Source organism: Donghicola tyrosinivorans, assembly GCF_003003355.1.
GTDB classification, from domain to species: domain Bacteria; phylum Pseudomonadota; class Alphaproteobacteria; order Rhodobacterales; family Rhodobacteraceae; genus Donghicola; species Donghicola tyrosinivorans.
In genome coordinates this window covers 48,331-64,330 of record NZ_PVTQ01000015.1, presented here as the reverse complement: position 1 = coordinate 64,330, position 16,000 = coordinate 48,331, and the positions used below count along the sequence as shown (strand labels likewise).

Below are 16,000 nucleotides of genomic sequence, written 5' to 3'. Positions count from 1 at the left end.
AGAACATGGCAGATTTGATGAAGGGCAAGCGCGGCCTCGTAATGGGTGTCGCCAACAATCGCTCGATTGCATGGGGCATCGCCAGCGCGATGGCCGCAGAGGGCGCGGAACTGGCGTTCTCGTATCAGGGCGAAGCGTTCGGTCAGCGTGTGAAACCGCTGGCAGAAAGCGTCGGCTCGGACCTTCTGGTCGATATGGACGTGACCGATGAGGCCGCCATGGACGCTGGCTTTGCGGCTTTGAAAGAGCGTTGGGACACCATCGACTTTCTGGTCCACGCCATCGCCTATTCGGACAAGAACGAACTGACTGGCCGTTTCATCAACACCAGCCGTGATAACTTCAAAACCTCGCTCGAGATCAGCTGCTTCAGCTTTATCGACGTGGCCCGTCGCGCGTCCGAGATGATGCCGAACGGCGGTACCCTGCTGACCCTGACCTATCAGGGCAGCAACCGTGTGACCCCGTTCTACAACGTTATGGGTGTGGCCAAAGCGGCGCTGGAATCGGCAACCCGCTATCTGGCGAACGATCTGGGCCCGCAGGGCATCCGCGTGAACGCGATCTCGCCCGGCCCGATGAAGACCCTTGCCGGTGCAGCCATCGGCGGCGCACGCAAGACCTACAAGCACACCGGCGCGAACGCTCCTCTAGGAGACAACGCCACGCTTGAGGCTGTGGGCGGCACGGCGGTCTATCTGGCGTCCGATTACGGTGCCTGCACCAGCGGCGAGATCATCGCTGTGGACGGCGGCTACCACGTTCTGGGCATGCCCCAGCCCGACAACCTCTAAGACGCTACGTCTGGATCAGAACGCGAAAAACGCGCGGCAGGCCCATCCCGCCGCGCGTTTTTCTTTGCAAGAACAGCTGGATTGCTCCCCCTCCGGTCAATCCAGCTGTTCGGCAAACTCGGCCAAGAGCGCGGGGATCTGCTCGGCGCTGGGGAATTCATGAAATAGATGCGCCGCGCCCGCTTCGGCCCATGGATGCTTGTCACGGGTCTGGGTTTCGATAAAGGGCGCATACCAGCACAGGTTATCGAACAGCGTCGCACGCACGTTCACCCCGTCGGGGAAAATGCTCATGCGGGTGAACATCCACGACATGCATTCCGGACAAAAGTAATGCTGAATATCCGCGTCTTTCAGACCGCCTAGAACCGGTGTGCCCTTGGTGACCTCAAACCCCGGTGCGGGGTACATCGCCGAGACCGAATAGGCGCTGGCGGTCATACGCTGGCACCCTTTGCAGTGGCACGCCGCCGTCAGCACCGCAGGCGCTGACACGGTGATCTGTGTTGCGCCGCAACGACACTCAGCGGTTGCGGGCAAAGCTTGGCCGCTCATGGCGAAACCTCCATCCATATCCCGCCTGCAGCATGACAGCCTTCAGGCAAAAAACAAGGGCGGCCAGAGGGCCGCCCTTGCAATTTTAGTCTTGCATCTAGCGCGGTTTACGCGATTTCGACCAGCTCTAGCGCGAAGGTCAGATCCTGACCTGCCAGCGGGTGGTTGGCGTCCAGAACGACCTGCTCTTCGGTGATCTCTTTAACAACCACAGGCACAACCTGACCCGAGGGTGTCTGCATCTGAAGTTGCAGGCCAACTTCCAGCGGAATATCGGCGGGGATGTCTGCGCGGGGGACCGGCTGGCAGGCTTCTTCCTGACGCTCGCCGTAGGCTTCGGCTGCAGGGATGGTGATCTCTTTCTTCTCGCCCACGGTCATGCCGGTGACGCCCGCGTCAAAGCCCGCGATGACCTGACCGCTGCCCAGAGTGAATTCCAGCGGCTCGCGGCCAGCAGAGCTGTCGAACTGGCTGCCGTCAGTCAGGGTACCGGTGTAGTGGATGCGCACCTTGTCGCCCGATTTTGCTTCGGTCATTGTATCTCTCTTTTGTCTTGGGATGAATTGGACCGGAGGCCACGTATCTGCGCGGGTGCTCCTTCGAAGATCGCGCAAGGGTAAGCAAGCAGGAACGTGATTGCAAACCGGTTTTCCATACCACCGTCCTGTGTCAGTCTGCGCCCGAGGAGACCCCGCATGCCAATCACCCACTGCATCTTTGACGCCTATGGCACCCTGTTTGATGTGGCCGGCGCCGCCCGCGCCGCAGCCGCCACGCCGCAAGGCGCCGCCCTGTCCCAGCATTGGGCGCAATTGGCCGCCCATTGGCGCGCCAAACAACTGGAATACACATGGCTACGCGCTATCACGGGCGATCACGCCGACTTTCAGCAAGTGACCCAAGACGGGCTGGACTGGTCGCTAGAGGCGATGGGGTTGGACGGTGATCCGGCCTTGCGGGCGCAGCTGTTGGACCTTTACCGCACCCTGCCCGCCTACCCCGAAGTGCCCGCCATGTTGCAGGCCCTGAATGCGGCAGGCTACACCTGCGCGATCCTGTCGAACGGCACGCCGCAGATGCTGTCGGACGCGGTCACCTCGGCAGGCATCGACGGCCAACTGGACGCCCTGTTGTCGATCGAGGATGTGGGCATCTACAAGCCCGCCCGCGCCGTCTACGACATGGTGCGCACCCGCTATGACACCAATCCAGATGAGGTGCTTTTCGTCAGCTCGAACGGGTGGGATGCTGCGGGCGCCAGCGGCTATGGCTTTAATGTGCTGTGGGTGAACCGCGCAGGTCAGCCTGTAGACCGGATGCCCCATAAACCGACCCGGACCGAGCGGGACCTGACCAACCTACCCCATTTCATCAAGGAATTCTGATGCCCTATTTTACGACCTCTGACGGCCTGTCCCTGCACTACACCGATGAAGGCATCGGCACGCCGGTTCTTTGCCTTGCGGGGCTTACGCGGAACGGAGATGACTTTCAGTTCGTGCGCCCCCATCTGTCGGCCTACCGGATGATCACGCTGGACAGCCGCGGGCGCGGCAAGTCGGACTTTGACAAGGACTACATGAATTACTCGCTCCAGCGCGAGGCACTGGATGCGCTGGAATTGCTGGCCCATTTGCAGCTTGAAAAGGTCGTGATCCTTGGCACCTCGCGCGGGGGCCTGATCGCGATGGGGCTGGGGCCAACCCATGCCCATGTGATGCAAGGGGTGATCCTGAACGACATCGGCCCGCGCATAGACGAGCGGGGATTGGCGCGAATCTTCACCTATGTGGGCCGCGCACCGGACCTGCAAACCCTGAAAGAAGCCGCTGCCGCCCTTGCCAACGCCGAGCGTACGCGGTTCTTCAACGTCTCTGAACAACGCTGGCTGGATCAAGCCGCAGCCATTTACGACGAGACACCCGACGGAATTGCATTACGATACGATGCACGACTGTTGGATGCCCTTCGCGATCAAAGCGTAGACGGTGAAATCCCTGAAATGTGGGAGTTTTTCGATTCCCTTAATGATATTCCCATGGCAGTAATTCGTGGTGAGCACTCGGACCTGCTGTCAGACGCCACCATGCAAGAGATGGCGCAGCATCATCCGGGGCTGGTCACCTGCACTGTGCCGGATCGCGGGCACGTGCCCTTCCTGGACGAACCCGAGGCGTTGGATGCGATACACGCCGTGATGAAGCAGGCAGAGACATCATGACAGACCTTGCGGCGATCCTAGCAGCGAATGCGCGTCTTGAGGGCCACGTCCGACGGACGCCCTTGCTGGAATCGCCCTTTCTGAACGACATCGCCGGACGCCGTGTTCTGGTGAAACCCGAATGTTTGCAGCATACGGGCTCGTTCAAATTCCGTGGCGCTTGGTCGGCCATTTCGGCCTTGCCAGAAGAGCAGCGGGCCAAAGGGGTTCTGGCCTACTCTAGCGGCAACCACGCGCAAGGCATCGCCTATGCGGCACGCGCCCACGGTATTCCTGCGGTCATCATCATGCCCGACAACGCCCCGACCCTGAAGCTAGAGAACACCCGCGCTTTGGGAGCCGAGGTTGTCACCTATGACCGCGCTGGCGGCGAAAGCCGCGAGGCCATCGGCGCCGCGATCGCGATCGAGCGTGGCCTGACCCTGATCCGCCCCTATGACGAACCCATGGTGATCGCAGGCCAAGGCACCACCGGCCTTGAGATCGCGGCACAAGCCACCGAGATGGGCATCATCACGGCCGAGGTGCTGGTCTGCTGCGGTGGAGGCGGTCTGACCTCGGGCATCGCGCTCGCGTTGGAGGGCAAAGCCCCCGATATGACTGTGCGCCCTGTGGAACCGCAGGGCTTTGATGACGTAGCCCGTTCGTTGCGCGCAGGCACCATCCAGAGCAATCCCAGTGAGGTGGGCCTTTGCGATGCGATCCTGACCAAACAGCCTGGCGAAATCACCTTCCCGATCATGCACCGCCTCTGCGGCGCGGGCATCGCTGTCTCGGACATCGAGACGCTGGACGCGATGGCGCAAGCCTTCCTGCGCCTGAAGATCGTGGCCGAACCGGGCGGCGCTGTGGCGCTGGCGGCGGCTCTGTACCACGGTGACGAACTGGACGCCGATACGGTGATTGCCGTTGTCTCTGGCGGAAACGTCGATCCTGTTGTCTTCGGGCGGGCCTTGGCCCGAATGGGCTAAAATCGGCCACCCCCTAAAGTCTGCTCGGGCAACAGTTGCCCTAAGGTCAAGCCGTGGCTAGGCTGATCAAACACTCGTTTAACCAGAAAAATGCCACACGTATTTTTACCAGACCTTCGCCTGCACTATTCGGAACAGGGGCCTAAAGACGGTCCCGTTCTAGTGCTGGCCCACGCTCTTGGCGCAGATCTTAGCATCTGGGACGCCGTCTGTGCGCGTCTGCCCGCAAATTTGCGGGTAATCCGCTATGACCACCGCGGGCATGGGGCCTCGGACGTGCCGAAGGCGCCCTATGCGATGGGCGCGATGATCCGCGACGCCGAAGGTTTGCTGGACCATCTAAAGGTCAAGGACGCGGCCTTTTGTGGCCTCTCGGTCGGCGGGCTGGTGGCGCAGGGCTTGGCAGTAAAACGTCTGGACCTGATCCGCACCCTGATCCTGTCGAACACCGCCGCCCGCATCGGCCACGAAAGCCTTTGGGAAAAGCGGATCGCAGCCGCCGAAAGCAGCTCTAAGGCCGCGCTGGTGCAGGAAACCCTTGAACGCTGGTTCCCCCGTCAGGATCTATCGCAGCCCCGCATCCAGACCGTAAAGGCCGTATTGGACCGCACCGCCCTAGATGGGTGGATCGGCACCATGCATGCGATCAAAGGCACCGACTTTTACACACCAACCAGCGGCCTACGTCTGTCCACGCTTGGGATTGCCAGCAGCGACGATGCCTCGACCCCGCCGGATCTGGTGCGCGAGACCGCCGCACTGGTGCCAGGCTCTCAGTTTCACCTGATCCGCCGCGCCGGACACCTGTCCTGCGTCGATCAGCCCGAAGAATTTGCGACCACCGTTACCGATTTCCTCAGATCCACGGGGCACATGTCATGACCAACTTTCTTCTGATCCACGGTTCTTGCCACGGCGCGTGGTGCTGGCGGCATGTCATTCCAGCTTTGAAACTGCGCGGCCATAAGGTCAACGCGATCGATCTGCCAAGCCACGGCGCCGACGGCACCCCGATCTGCGAGGTCACGCTGGATCTCTATGCCAAAGCGATTCTGGACGCCATCAAGGTGCCCACCGTCGTCGTGGGTCATTCCATGGCGGGCTTTCCGATTTCCCGCGCAGCGGCGCTGGACAACCGGATGATCAAGCGGCTGGTCTTTCTTTGCGCCTACATGCCCCGCGAAGGGATGACGCTGGCCGACATGCGCCGCGAGGCCCCGTATCAGCCCCTGATGCAAGCGGTGGTCAAATCCGCAGATGGGCTGTCCTTCACCATCGACCCGCTGCAAACGCGCGATGTGTTCTATCACGACTGTACTGCCGCAGACGCTGCCTACGCCAACACCCGGCTCTGCCCGCAGGCGATTTTACCGCAAGAAACCTCAATCGAATTGGGGGCAAAGTATGAATCTGTCCCGAAAAGCTATGTCATCTGCTCAGAAGACCGCACGATACCACCAGAATATCAGCGACAAATGGCTGCAAACTTGCCGAAAGAAGACGTATATGAGATTAGTACTTCGCATTCGCCCTTCTTCTCGGACCCGACCGGACTGGCAAATCTGCTGCACCGCATCGCTGGCTGACCCGAAGGCACCATATTCTGACCGAGCCGACCTGAATGACCACGACCGATAACCTTCACGTCCCACCGCCCCCCAGTGAGATGGAGCAAAGCGCCCAAGCCGCTGCCGCCTATCTGAAAACCCTCGCCCATGAAGGGCGTTTGATGATTCTATGTCATCTGGGCGGCGGCGAGAAAGCCGTGGGCGAGCTTGAGCAGCTGCTGGGTATTCGTCAGGCCGCTGTCAGCCAGATGCTGGCCCGCTTGCGCGAAGAGGGGCTGGTCTCGACCCGTCGTGAAGGCAAGACCATCTACTATTCTCTGGCGGATGATCGCACCACACAGGTGATCGGCCTGCTGTACAATCTGTTCTGCGCCGAAACCTGTTAAGGCCGCCAGATTCGGCGGGATTACCCGCCGACCCCCACACATTGCCTATTCCTTAAGCGCGCCTGCGGGCTTTTGCGCGGTTCTCAGGCAGAATACTTGGCATCTCTCTGATCTCGAATACTCTACCCTAAAACGAATAGAGTACCGAATGCGCGATCCATTTCTTATCCGCCTGCACGATCTTCTTGAACAGATTTACCCCGGACAGGACATCCCCGTCCTTGGCCAGAAAATTATCGATGCCTTCTGGCCCGAGGGCAATGCCCGCCGCAAAAAGGCCCGCGCCCCCAGCAACAATTTCTGGTCCGAGAAAGACACGCTGGTCATCACCTATGGCAACTCTATCCAGGATGGCGTCCACAAACCGCTGGACCTGCTGCGCGATTTCCTGACCCGCCAGTTGAAGGGCGTGACCAACGGCGTGCATATCCTGCCATTCTTCCCCTTCACCTCGGACGATGGCTTTGCGGTGACCGACTACCGCGCGGTGAACCCCAGCCTTGGGGATTGGGCCGACATCAAGCGCATCTCGAAGCAGTTCAAGCTGATGTCTGATCTGGTCCTGAACCACGTCAGCAGCCAATCGGTCTGGTTCAACGAATACCTTCAGGGACATGAGCCCTACGACAAGTTCTTCTTCGAGGCCTCGCCCGAGGACGATCTGTCGGATGTGGTGCGCCCCCGCACCAGCCCCCTCTTGCGTGAGGTCGAGACTGCCAATGGTACCCGCCATGTCTGGTGTACCTTCAGCCACGATCAGGTGGATCTGGATTTTCGCAACCCCGAGGTGCTGCTGGAATTCCTGCGCGTCACCCGCCTGCATATCGACAACGGCGTGCGCATCGTGCGGCTGGATGCGGTGGCCTTCATCTGGAAAGAGATCGGAACCAAGTCGATCCACATGCCCCAGACACACGCCATCGTGCGCCTGATGCGCCTTTTGGCCGATTTCGCCCAAGAGCCGGTGATCCTGCTGACCGAAACCAACGTGCCGAATGCGGAAAACCTCAGCTACTTCGGCAACCGGAACGAGGCGCACGCGGTCTATAACTTCTCGCTACCGCCCCTCTTACTGCACGCGATGCTGTCGGGTTCGGCCAAGTATCTGAACCGCTGGCAGGCCACCATGCCGCCTGCGCAGATGGGTTGCGCCTACCTGAACTTCTCGGCCAGTCACGACGGCATCGGCATGCGCCCTGCCGAGGGCATCCTGCCCCCCGAAGAAAAGGACAAGGTGATCGACTGCGTTAAGGCCCACGGCGGCCGCGTTTCCATGCGCAGCATGCCTGACGGCAGCCAAAGCCCCTATGAGTTGAACATCACCTTCTTTGACGCGCTGGCGGGCACCACCAAGGGCAAGGACGATCTGCACATTGACCGCTTCCTTGCCGCCCAAAGCATCGTCATGGCGCTGGAAGGCATCCCTGCCTTCTACATCCATGTGCTACTGGGAACTGAGAACGACTACGCAGGCGTCGAAAAGACCGGCATCAACCGCGCCATCAACCGTCATCGCTGGGACTACCCGACCCTGCGCGAGCGGCTGGCCGACCCGTCATCCACTAACAGCCGCGTGCTGACCGAGATGAAGCGGCGTATCTCTATCAGAGGCCGCCAGCCCGCCTTTCACCCGAACGCCACCCAGTTCACCCTGCAACTGGACGACCGCATCTTCGGCATCTGGCGCCAAAGCCTTGAGCGGGATCAATCCATCTTTGCCCTGCACAACGTCAGCGATGAATTGGTCGAGATTGATCCCGTCGCCATCAACCTGATCGACGGACATGACTGGTACGACCTTCTGACGGGCGAGGTGATCCCGCCCCACACCCAGAAAATCCGCCTTGCGCCGTATCAGTGCCGATGGATCAGCAACCGGATGTGAGCCACAAGCACCCTGAACGCATAAAGCAAAGCCCCGCGACCAGCGGGGCTTTTTCTTTTCGGAAAGAAGGCCGCGCGCGCCCCAAGGGGCGCGCGCGGCGGGCGCTCTAGCCCAAGTCGGCGTAATCCTGTTTTACCGCCGTCAACATATCCGACATCAAGGTCGGATCAGCGGCGTGAACACGGCTCCATGTGGGGATGAAGGGGGTCTCGAACGGGTTATCAAGGAAAGCATTGCCCGCATTCATGATGTTCTCGGCAAACAGCTCGATGCTGCGCTCTTCCTTGTGACGATCAATCGACAGGCCGTTCATGGCCGCGTCGTTGTAATAGCTTTCCAGCACATCCAGCGCGGTACGGTAGTAGACCGCCTTCAGGGTGCGGAAGACATTCGGCGTAAAGACCGTGCCATCAGCGGCCAGCTTGCGGAAGATCGCCTTGCAGATATCCGTACCCATCCGGTTCAGGCCGGCGGCAGAATCCTCGGGGCTCAGATCTTGGTGTTTGTGGTCATAAGCATCGCTGATTTCCGCCTGACACACCGACTTGGGCGCCAGATTGCGCCATGCCTCGGACAGCACGCCAATCTCAAGACCCCAGTCGCTGGGAATGCGCAGATCAGGCAGCATGGCGGTGCGCATGGCAAACTCGCCCGACAGCGGGTAGCGGAAGCTGCGCAGGAAATCGATGTAGTCCTTGTCACCCACCACTTTCTTCAAGGCGATCAGCAGCGGGCTGACCAGCAAGCGCGTGACGCGGCCATTGATCTTGCCGTCCCCGATCCGTGGGTAATAGCCCTTGGACAGCTGGTAGGGGAACCGCGGGTTGGCCACCGGATAGAGCAGACGGGTCAACATGTCCTTTTCATAGGTCACGATATCGCAGTCGTGGATCGCCATGACCGAGGTGTCGCGGCAAGCCATCATATACCCCAGACAGCCCCAGACGTTCTTACCCTTGCCCGGCTCTGACGGATAAAGCCCCTGCTCTTTCAACCGCTCGCCAATGGCCCGATTGCGCGGGCTGTCGTTCCAGATCACCACATGCTGCTGCGGCAACCGCGAGAAGAACTTGACCGCATGAGCGTATTGCTCTGCATCCGCCCGATCCAGACCGATGATGATCCGGTGCAAATAGGGCACCTGACTAAGCTCATCCACGATGTTGTTGATCGCAGGCAGCTCCAACTCGGAAAAGAGGCAGGGCAGGATCAGAGTAATCTTGCGGTCTTCGGCAAAGGTGGCCAGCTCGTGGCTCATGGCCTCGGGCGACTTGGCGCGGAGGTTATGTAGCGTGGCGATGTGGCCGTTCTGGTGAAAGTCTGCCAAAGTAAAATCCTTTTGAGATCAAAGATATCGGTCCGCCAGGGCAGACACGGCATGTGCCCAACCTGCGGGACCGGCGGTTTGTTCCCGCATCACGCGGCCCTCTGCCTCTCCGTTCAAAGGGGGCAGCGGATCGCGGTGGGGATTGGGGATGATGACGCCGTGGGTGGCGGCCTCGATCATCTCTTGGTCGTTGGGGGCATCGCCAAGCGCGATTGAGGGGGGATTGCCGTAGCGGGTCAGTACCTCTGTCATAGCGTCCACCTTGCGGCGCCCGAACCCGAGGGTCAGAAACCGCCCCCCTTCCCGCGCCGAGACCCCATGCGCGGCCAAGGCTGACAAGAACGCGGTCAGTTCAGCCGTATCGCCACGCCAAAGGCCCGGCTCGGTAAAGGCGCGTTGGGCGGCCAGCGCCGCCTCTGCCCGGGGCAAGCCAGTGGCTTCGGCAACGCCATCCACATCCATATCGCCAAAGCCGGTGTAATCGTCGCGCAAACCCACCGGCAGGCTGTCCAGAATGCGGCGCAGGCGGCGATAAGCATCAGGCGAAGGCAACGCACCCTGCCCCGGCGGCACAAGACCTGCGCCGTTTTCGCAAATCGCGGGACAGTCGCTTAGCCCCATGGCATCGCGCAACTGGGAGATTTCGGCAGCTGTTTTCGAGCTGGTCAGAATAACCGGAACGTTTGCATCAATCAGACGGTCCAGAACAGGTTTTGCGGGCTGCCAGTCATAGGTCTCATGATCCAGCAGGGTCGCATCAAGATCGGTAAAAACGATCAAAGGTACGTTCGGCATTCCAGCCCTCCTTGCCTCCAGTATCCCAGTCCGCCACCGTGCCCACAATGCTGCACCTGCATCATGCGCCCCATTTCAGGGCGCGGTGATTAAAAATTGAGCACAACCATAAGCGGTGCTTTCAAGTCATTTTCGCCATGCCAATCCTCGCAATAATGCGGTAAGGCACAGGCATCTGGCCCCGAGGGCGCAAAGGCGTCCGCTGACCCTATTCAGGAGAACTGCCTTGAGCTTTGACCGTTCCATCAAGATCGCTCCGTCGATCCTTTCCGCCGACTTCGCAAACTTTGGACAAGAGATCCGCGCAATCGAGGCCCAAGGCGCCGACTGGGTGCATGTGGATGTGATGGACGGTCACTTTGTGCCGAACCTGACCTTCGGCCCGCCCGCTGTGAAAGCGTTCCGTCCCCACGTGAAAACCGTGATGGACGTGCACCTGATGATCAGCCCCGTGGATGCCTATATCGACGCCTACGCGGATGCGGGCGCGGACGTGCTGACCGCCCATGTCGAGGCAGGCCCCCACACCCACCGCACCCTACAAGCCATTCGCGGCGCAGGCATGAAGGCCGGTGTTGCCCTGAACCCCGGCACCCCTGCCGAAGCGGTCGAGCATCTGCTGGACCTGACCGACGTGATCTGCGTCATGACCGTGAACCCCGGTTTTGGTGGACAGAAGTTCATCGACATGACCTCCAAGATCCGCAAGCTGCGCAGCATGATCGGTGATCGCCCCGTCCATATCGAGATTGACGGCGGTGTTGATCCCACCACCGCGCCTCTGGTCGCTGCCGCTGGCGCCGATGTTCTGGTCGCCGGCAGTGCTGTGTTCCGTGGCGGCTCGGTCGGTAACGCCGATGTCTACGGCGAGAACATCCGCAACATCCGCGCAGCCGCCAATAGCGTTCTTTAATGGCGCGAATTGTCTTTGATCTGGACGGGACGCTGATCGACAGCGCCCCGGACATTCAGGCCGTCGCCAATGCAACCCTTGCGGGGATCGACAAAGCCCCCCTGTCGCTGGCCGAGACCCGCAGTTTTATTGGCAACGGTGCCCCGACCTTTGTCCGCCGGATGATTGCCGCGCGGGACGTGGATGAGGCGCTTTTCGACGGGCTTCTGGCAGAGTTCAAAACCCGCTATGTGGATGCGGTCGAACTGACTGTGGTTTTCGATGGCGTGCGTGAGGCACTGGATGCTCTGCGTCGCGCGGGTCACAGCCTTGGGATTTGCACCAACAAGCCCATCGCCCCCACTCATTCCGTGCTGGCTCATCTGAAGATGGATGGTTTGTTCGATGCGGTGATCGGTGGCGATAGCCTGCCCGTTCACAAGCCGGATGCCGCCCCTTTGCAGGCAGCCCTAGAAGCGCTGAATAGCGATGCTGCGCCGATCTATGTGGGGGATAGCGAAGTGGACGCGCAAACAGCGGTGAACGCTGCGGTGCCCTTCGTCTTTTACACCGGCGGCTATCACAAGACGCCGCTGGACAGCATCCCCAAGCAAGCCAGCTTTGACCACCACACGGACATGGTCCGCGCGATCGAAGGCCTGCTCTAGCTTTTACTGAATTCCAAAGCTGTCCTTCTGATCAGGCGCCGTCTCCTGACCCGCCTGATCCAGCCCCAACTGTTCACAAAGATCCAGCGCGCTTTCCATCGAGGCAATCACCTCGTTACACTGCAGCGCGCTGTCCTGCATCAGTTTGGCCAGTTCTTCCAGACGCTCGGCCGAGGCACCGCGCTGCATAATCCGCGCGGCCCCATTGGTGGTGCTGACCACATTGCGCAGCTTGTGCAGGGTGCGCATGCAGTTATCCATCAATGTCGCGATGGCCTCAGCTTCAATGTCGCTCTGACTCTCAGAGATGGGGACTGCCGTCACATCGGACGAGATCACAAGCAGTTTGGTCACCTCTCCGCCATTGCGATCCAGAGGCATCACCTCGACGACCCAAGTCCGCATCACCCCGTCGCCAGTACGGAACCGGCCTGTAAAGCTGGTGGTGACCCCTTGCAGGCCAAGCTCAACCGCGTTGGCGGCTTTGGCATGATATTCCTCAGTCCAGAGGTCCGCCCAGATTTGCCCGCAAAACTGATCCTGAGGCACCTGTAGCAAGGCAAGGCCGCGTTCATTGACCGCGCGAACATAGCCGTCACGATCCAGAACCTTGATGCAAAGATCCGCACGCTCGGCCACGTGGCCAAGAATGGACCCGACAGATGATGCTGCAACCTCTACATCGCCGACCAGAATTTTCATTGCGCGCACCCTGACTGAAAAGACACGCCCAATATACACCAACTACCCGATAGATCAATTTCTCTAGCGGTTTGAGTGTATTGCCTCGAAAACGGCCTCCGCCAGCGTCTCGCTTGAGAACGGTTTCCGCAAAATCGGGCACGGGGGATAGCTTGCGCGAATATCATCCCGCTCGCCGTAGCCGGTGGACAGGATAAACGGCACGCCAAGTTCGGCCAGACGGATCGCCACGGGCAAGGATTGTTCGTTGCCCAGATTCACATCCAGAACCGCAACCGAGAAGGTATTCTTCTCAATCTGGTTCAAAGCCTCTTGGACGTTGGATGCGATTTTCACGTCACTCGCGCCAAGCTCGGTCAGGATATCGGCCGCGTCCATGGCGATGATCATTGTATCCTCAAGCACCAAGGCAGTGCCCGTCACCCCATCCGCAGGGCGGCCTGCCTGAGCGTTATCTATATCCGCAGCTTCATCACGCGTTGGCGCTACAAAGACATGGGCTTCGGGGATCACAAAATGGGCCTCAAGGCCAGTCACCTTGTAATCCAGCCGCGCCTCTCCGTTCAATTCAAACGGGACAAAGCGTTCGATGATGGTTGACCCGAACCCGCGACGAGATGGCGGCACCACAGCAGGACCGCCCCGTTCCGACCACGACAGTGTCAAAGCGTTGGTATGATCGCGTCCCAGCGTCAAAACGATCCGGCCCGATGCCTCGCGCAGCGCCCCGTATTTGACCGAGTTGGTCATCAACTCATGCACCACCAACGCCAGACTGGTGTAGGCCTTGGGCGAGATCAGCACATCGCCGCCGTTGATGATCAGGCGATCCACCTTTTCCTCGGTGTAGGCGGCGATCTCCAGCCGGACCAATTCCTGCAAAGAGGCCGGTGCCCAATCATCGCGGGTCAACTGGTCATGCGCCCGCGCCAGCGCATGAATGCGCCCGTCCAAACGACCCGAGAAATCTTCAACGCTGGCGGTTGCGGACTTGCTCTGCTTGATCAGCCCGCGCATCAAGTTCAGGATGTTGCGCACGCGGTGGTTCAATTCGGAGATCAGCAGTTCCTGCTTTTCCTGCGCCCGCTTGCGCTCTTCGTTCGCCTGATCGGTTATCTTCAGGAAAATCTCCAACAGCAGCGCCCGCAGCAGTTCCGCCGCGTGGGACACCGCTGGCCCCCAAGGCGCACTTTGACCGCGGATCACTTGGCTCCATGCCTCAAAGCTTTTGCGCGGGGTCAGACGCAGACCATTCGGGCCCGGGGTAACGGGCTTGTCCGGATTGCCCGCCCATGTGACCTTGGTCCTCTGCTCTTTGCGGAACAGCACCAGATAGTCGCGCGGACGCCGTGAAATCGGGATCGCCAGACAGCCCGCCGCACGGTCAGCATAGGCTTCGGCGGGAATAAAATGCTGGGACAGGCAGTGGGTCTCATACACGCCCGAGGCCGCTGCCGTGTTCAGAAAACGGGTCAGCGCGTAGAATTCATCTTCGGTCGGCACTGCGCCGATGCCTTGGTAGGCCCCCTCGGAATACAGCACCATGCCGTCATGGGGGATCACATCCTGAATGTCCTCAGAGACATACATCAGGCTTTTCGCTAAGGGCTCGCCCTGCGCCATCATCGACATCAGACGGGTCTGTAGCTTGGCCGCATCTTTTTCCGCTGTGGCGCGGGTCTGCTGCTCCAGATGGGACAATTCATAAGAAAACAGATGGCCGAAAAGCTCGATCGCGGTGCGCGCTTCGAAATCGATGTATTTCGGCGTGGCATGGTGGCAGGCGAAAAGACCCCACAATTCGTTGTTGCGCATGATCGACACGGACATCGAAGCCCGCACACCCATGTTCCTCAGATACTCCAGATGGATCGGAGAGACCGCCCGCGTCACCGACAAGGACAGATCCAGCGGCTGCCCCTCGGCCGAGATCTGGGGCACGATATCCACCCCTTCGTGATCTACATCCGCGATCAACCGCAAAAGCGAGCGGGCATAAAGCGCCCGCGCCTGTTTCGGGATATCGGACGCAGGAAAAAACAGGCCCTTGAAGTCATCCATATGGGCTGCGCGATCCTGCGCCACCACCTTGCCAGAGGCGTCAGGCTGGAACTGATAGACCATTACACTGTCAAAACCGGACAGCGCCCGCAGCGCCCGCGCGGCTTCATGAGTTTTGGCCTCAAAGCTCTCGGCCAGCCGGATACGGTTGATGTAGGGATAAACCTCGGACAGGAAGTCCTGCCCGACCGAGGTACGCTTGCGTTCAAATTCCACCACCAGATGGCGGCCGCTTTGGTGGATCGAGAGGTCAAACAGCCCCGCCACCGACGGCATCAGCACACCAAACACCCGCACCACCGCATCCTGCCCCGAAAGGCTGCGCGAGCGTTCGAAAATCTTTTGCATGACCGGAGGCGGACAAATGGTGCCAAGCGGCTGGCCCACCACCTCATCGGCGGGGAACCCCAGCGCATCTTGCAAGTTGCTAGAAGCATGCTGGATAATCCCGTCCGAGGATACCGCCACCAACGCCCCGAATTCCTGCACGCGGCCAAGGATATGGATCGGCTCGCGGTCGCAGTTAGTCAGATCGACAGCGGCTTGGCCGCTTGGAAATTCGGTGGCTTCGGACTGTGTCAATGCACGTCTCCTTCATCCCGACGCGCCAAAGTGGCGGCCAGCGTAAACAGGTTAAACCCGGTCAGAACGTCTTGGACAACACTATCCGCAAGCGCGCCATCCGCTGGTGTCGCCCGCAGCGTCGCGCACAATTGGCGCCAATCGGCCTGATAAGGTTCCGGGGTAAAATAGCGTGGCATCGGCGCGACACCGGCGTCGGTCAACCGGCGGCGCAGCACCTCTGTCCCGAGGCGAGAGCCGATAACAAGATAGGCAACGGCCAAAGGATGTAAGCTAGAGGGTGCTGGCAACTGTGGCACAAAGCAAGCGCGATCCGCCACATCCTGCGCAAGTGCGCTTTTGGCATTTCGCAGCATTGCCGCCACCTGGGCGTCACAGTCGGGACAAGCCGCCAAAAGGGCCGAAAACCCCGCCAGTTGCACCGCTAGAAAATGATTCAAATAGGTTGCAGGGTCCCTTTGGAATGGCGCGAACAACTGGTCTAGCGCCTCGTGCGTCGCGCCGGTCTGCTCGCGCAGCCGTGTCAGCAGGTCGGGCCAGACTGCAACGGTCTGCATCCGGTCAAAATCATGTTGTTCTAAGGCACCCAAAGC

Annotated in this window: 17 protein-coding genes; 10 read left to right on the top strand and 7 right to left on the bottom strand. The window is 60.2% G+C overall.

Going from position 1 to position 16,000, the window contains the following annotated elements; translation table 11 throughout:
• Nucleotides 1-5 precede the first annotated feature (5 nt).
• Complete coding sequence (locus CLV74_RS17720; protein ID WP_106267428.1) at nt 6-794, top strand: enoyl-ACP reductase FabI; 789 nt, start codon at nt 6-8, stop codon at nt 792-794.
• A 96-nt stretch (nt 795-890) separates the two neighbouring features.
• On the opposite strand, the gene CLV74_RS17715 is transcribed toward CLV74_RS17720, so the two are convergent.
• Both CLV74_RS17715 and CLV74_RS17710 read right to left on the bottom strand, forming a co-directional pair.
• The gene (locus CLV74_RS17715) at nt 891-1,349 is read right to left on the bottom strand and encodes a GFA family protein (RefSeq protein WP_106267518.1); all 459 of its coding nucleotides are present in this window, start codon (nt 1,347-1,349) and stop codon (nt 891-893) included.
• A 107-nt stretch (nt 1,350-1,456) separates the two neighbouring features.
• Complete coding sequence (locus CLV74_RS17710; RefSeq protein WP_106267426.1) at nt 1,457-1,885, bottom strand: FKBP-type peptidyl-prolyl cis-trans isomerase; 429 nt, start codon at nt 1,883-1,885, stop codon at nt 1,457-1,459.
• A 159-nt stretch (nt 1,886-2,044) separates the two neighbouring features.
• On the opposite strand from CLV74_RS17710, the gene CLV74_RS17705 reads away from it, so the two are divergent.
• From CLV74_RS17705 to CLV74_RS17675, 7 genes are all read left to right on the top strand, one after another.
• Nucleotides 2,045-2,734 carry a haloacid dehalogenase type II gene (locus CLV74_RS17705; RefSeq protein ID WP_106267424.1) on the top strand — a complete coding sequence of 230 codons (690 nt, stop codon included), beginning with the start codon at nt 2,045-2,047 and terminating at the stop codon, nt 2,732-2,734.
• On the top strand, nt 2,734-3,570 hold the full coding sequence (locus CLV74_RS17700; protein ID WP_106267422.1) for an alpha/beta fold hydrolase: 837 nt from the start codon (nt 2,734-2,736) through the stop codon (nt 3,568-3,570). The genes CLV74_RS17705 and CLV74_RS17700 overlap by 1 nt, the downstream gene beginning before the upstream one ends.
• Nucleotides 3,567-4,541 (top strand): threonine ammonia-lyase, encoded by a 975-nt coding sequence (locus tag CLV74_RS17695; RefSeq protein ID WP_106267420.1) that lies wholly within the window; start codon nt 3,567-3,569, stop codon nt 4,539-4,541. Before CLV74_RS17700 ends, CLV74_RS17695 begins: the two co-directional genes overlap by 4 nt.
• 90 nt (nt 4,542-4,631) lie before the next feature.
• A complete protein-coding gene (gene pcaD, locus CLV74_RS17690; RefSeq protein ID WP_106267418.1) occupies nt 4,632-5,423 on the top strand; it encodes a 3-oxoadipate enol-lactonase in 792 nt (263 codons plus the stop codon).
• Nucleotides 5,420-6,127: an alpha/beta fold hydrolase gene (locus tag CLV74_RS17685; protein WP_106267416.1), complete on the top strand. Its 708-nt coding sequence runs from the start codon at nt 5,420-5,422 to the stop codon at nt 6,125-6,127. Before pcaD ends, CLV74_RS17685 begins: the two co-directional genes overlap by 4 nt.
• Nucleotides 6,128-6,162: 35 nt before the next feature.
• Nucleotides 6,163-6,495: an ArsR/SmtB family transcription factor gene (locus CLV74_RS17680; RefSeq protein WP_245888592.1), complete on the top strand. Its 333-nt coding sequence runs from the start codon at nt 6,163-6,165 to the stop codon at nt 6,493-6,495.
• A gap of 148 nt (nt 6,496-6,643) precedes the next feature.
• On the top strand, nt 6,644-8,380 hold the full coding sequence (locus CLV74_RS17675; protein WP_106267414.1) for a sugar phosphorylase: 1,737 nt from the start codon (nt 6,644-6,646) through the stop codon (nt 8,378-8,380).
• 106 nt (nt 8,381-8,486) lie between these two features.
• Here CLV74_RS17675 and CLV74_RS17670 read toward each other — a convergent pair whose 3' ends face one another.
• Complete coding sequence (locus CLV74_RS17670) at nt 8,487-9,707, bottom strand: glycosyltransferase family protein (RefSeq protein WP_106267412.1); 1,221 nt, start codon at nt 9,705-9,707, stop codon at nt 8,487-8,489.
• Between the two features lie 18 nt (nt 9,708-9,725).
• Nucleotides 9,726-10,502 carry an HAD-IIB family hydrolase gene (locus tag CLV74_RS17665; RefSeq protein ID WP_106267410.1) on the bottom strand — a complete coding sequence of 259 codons (777 nt, stop codon included), beginning with the start codon at nt 10,500-10,502 and terminating at the stop codon, nt 9,726-9,728.
• A gap of 226 nt (nt 10,503-10,728) precedes the next feature.
• Between CLV74_RS17665 and rpe the strand changes: the two genes are divergently transcribed.
• Nucleotides 10,729-11,415 (top strand): ribulose-phosphate 3-epimerase, encoded by a 687-nt coding sequence (gene rpe, locus CLV74_RS17660; RefSeq protein ID WP_106267408.1) that lies wholly within the window; start codon nt 10,729-10,731, stop codon nt 11,413-11,415.
• Nucleotides 11,415-12,062, top strand: a complete 648-nt coding sequence (gph, locus tag CLV74_RS17655; protein WP_106267406.1) for a phosphoglycolate phosphatase — start codon at nt 11,415-11,417, stop codon at nt 12,060-12,062. The genes rpe and gph overlap by 1 nt, the downstream gene beginning before the upstream one ends.
• 3 nt (nt 12,063-12,065) lie before the next feature.
• Here the strand turns inward: gph and CLV74_RS17650 are convergent, their stop codons facing one another.
• From CLV74_RS17650 to CLV74_RS17640, 3 genes are all read right to left on the bottom strand, one after another.
• A complete protein-coding gene (locus CLV74_RS17650) occupies nt 12,066-12,764 on the bottom strand; it encodes a PAS domain-containing protein (RefSeq protein WP_106267404.1) in 699 nt (232 codons plus the stop codon).
• A gap of 63 nt (nt 12,765-12,827) precedes the next feature.
• Nucleotides 12,828-15,407: an HWE histidine kinase domain-containing protein gene (locus CLV74_RS17645; protein WP_106267402.1), complete on the bottom strand. Its 2,580-nt coding sequence runs from the start codon at nt 15,405-15,407 to the stop codon at nt 12,828-12,830.
• Nucleotides 15,404-15,997, bottom strand: coding sequence for a heme oxygenase-like domain-containing protein (locus CLV74_RS17640; RefSeq protein ID WP_106267400.1), 594 nt, complete (start codon nt 15,995-15,997; stop codon nt 15,404-15,406). Before CLV74_RS17640 ends, CLV74_RS17645 begins: the two co-directional genes overlap by 4 nt.
• Between the last annotated feature and the right edge of the window lie 3 nt (nt 15,998-16,000).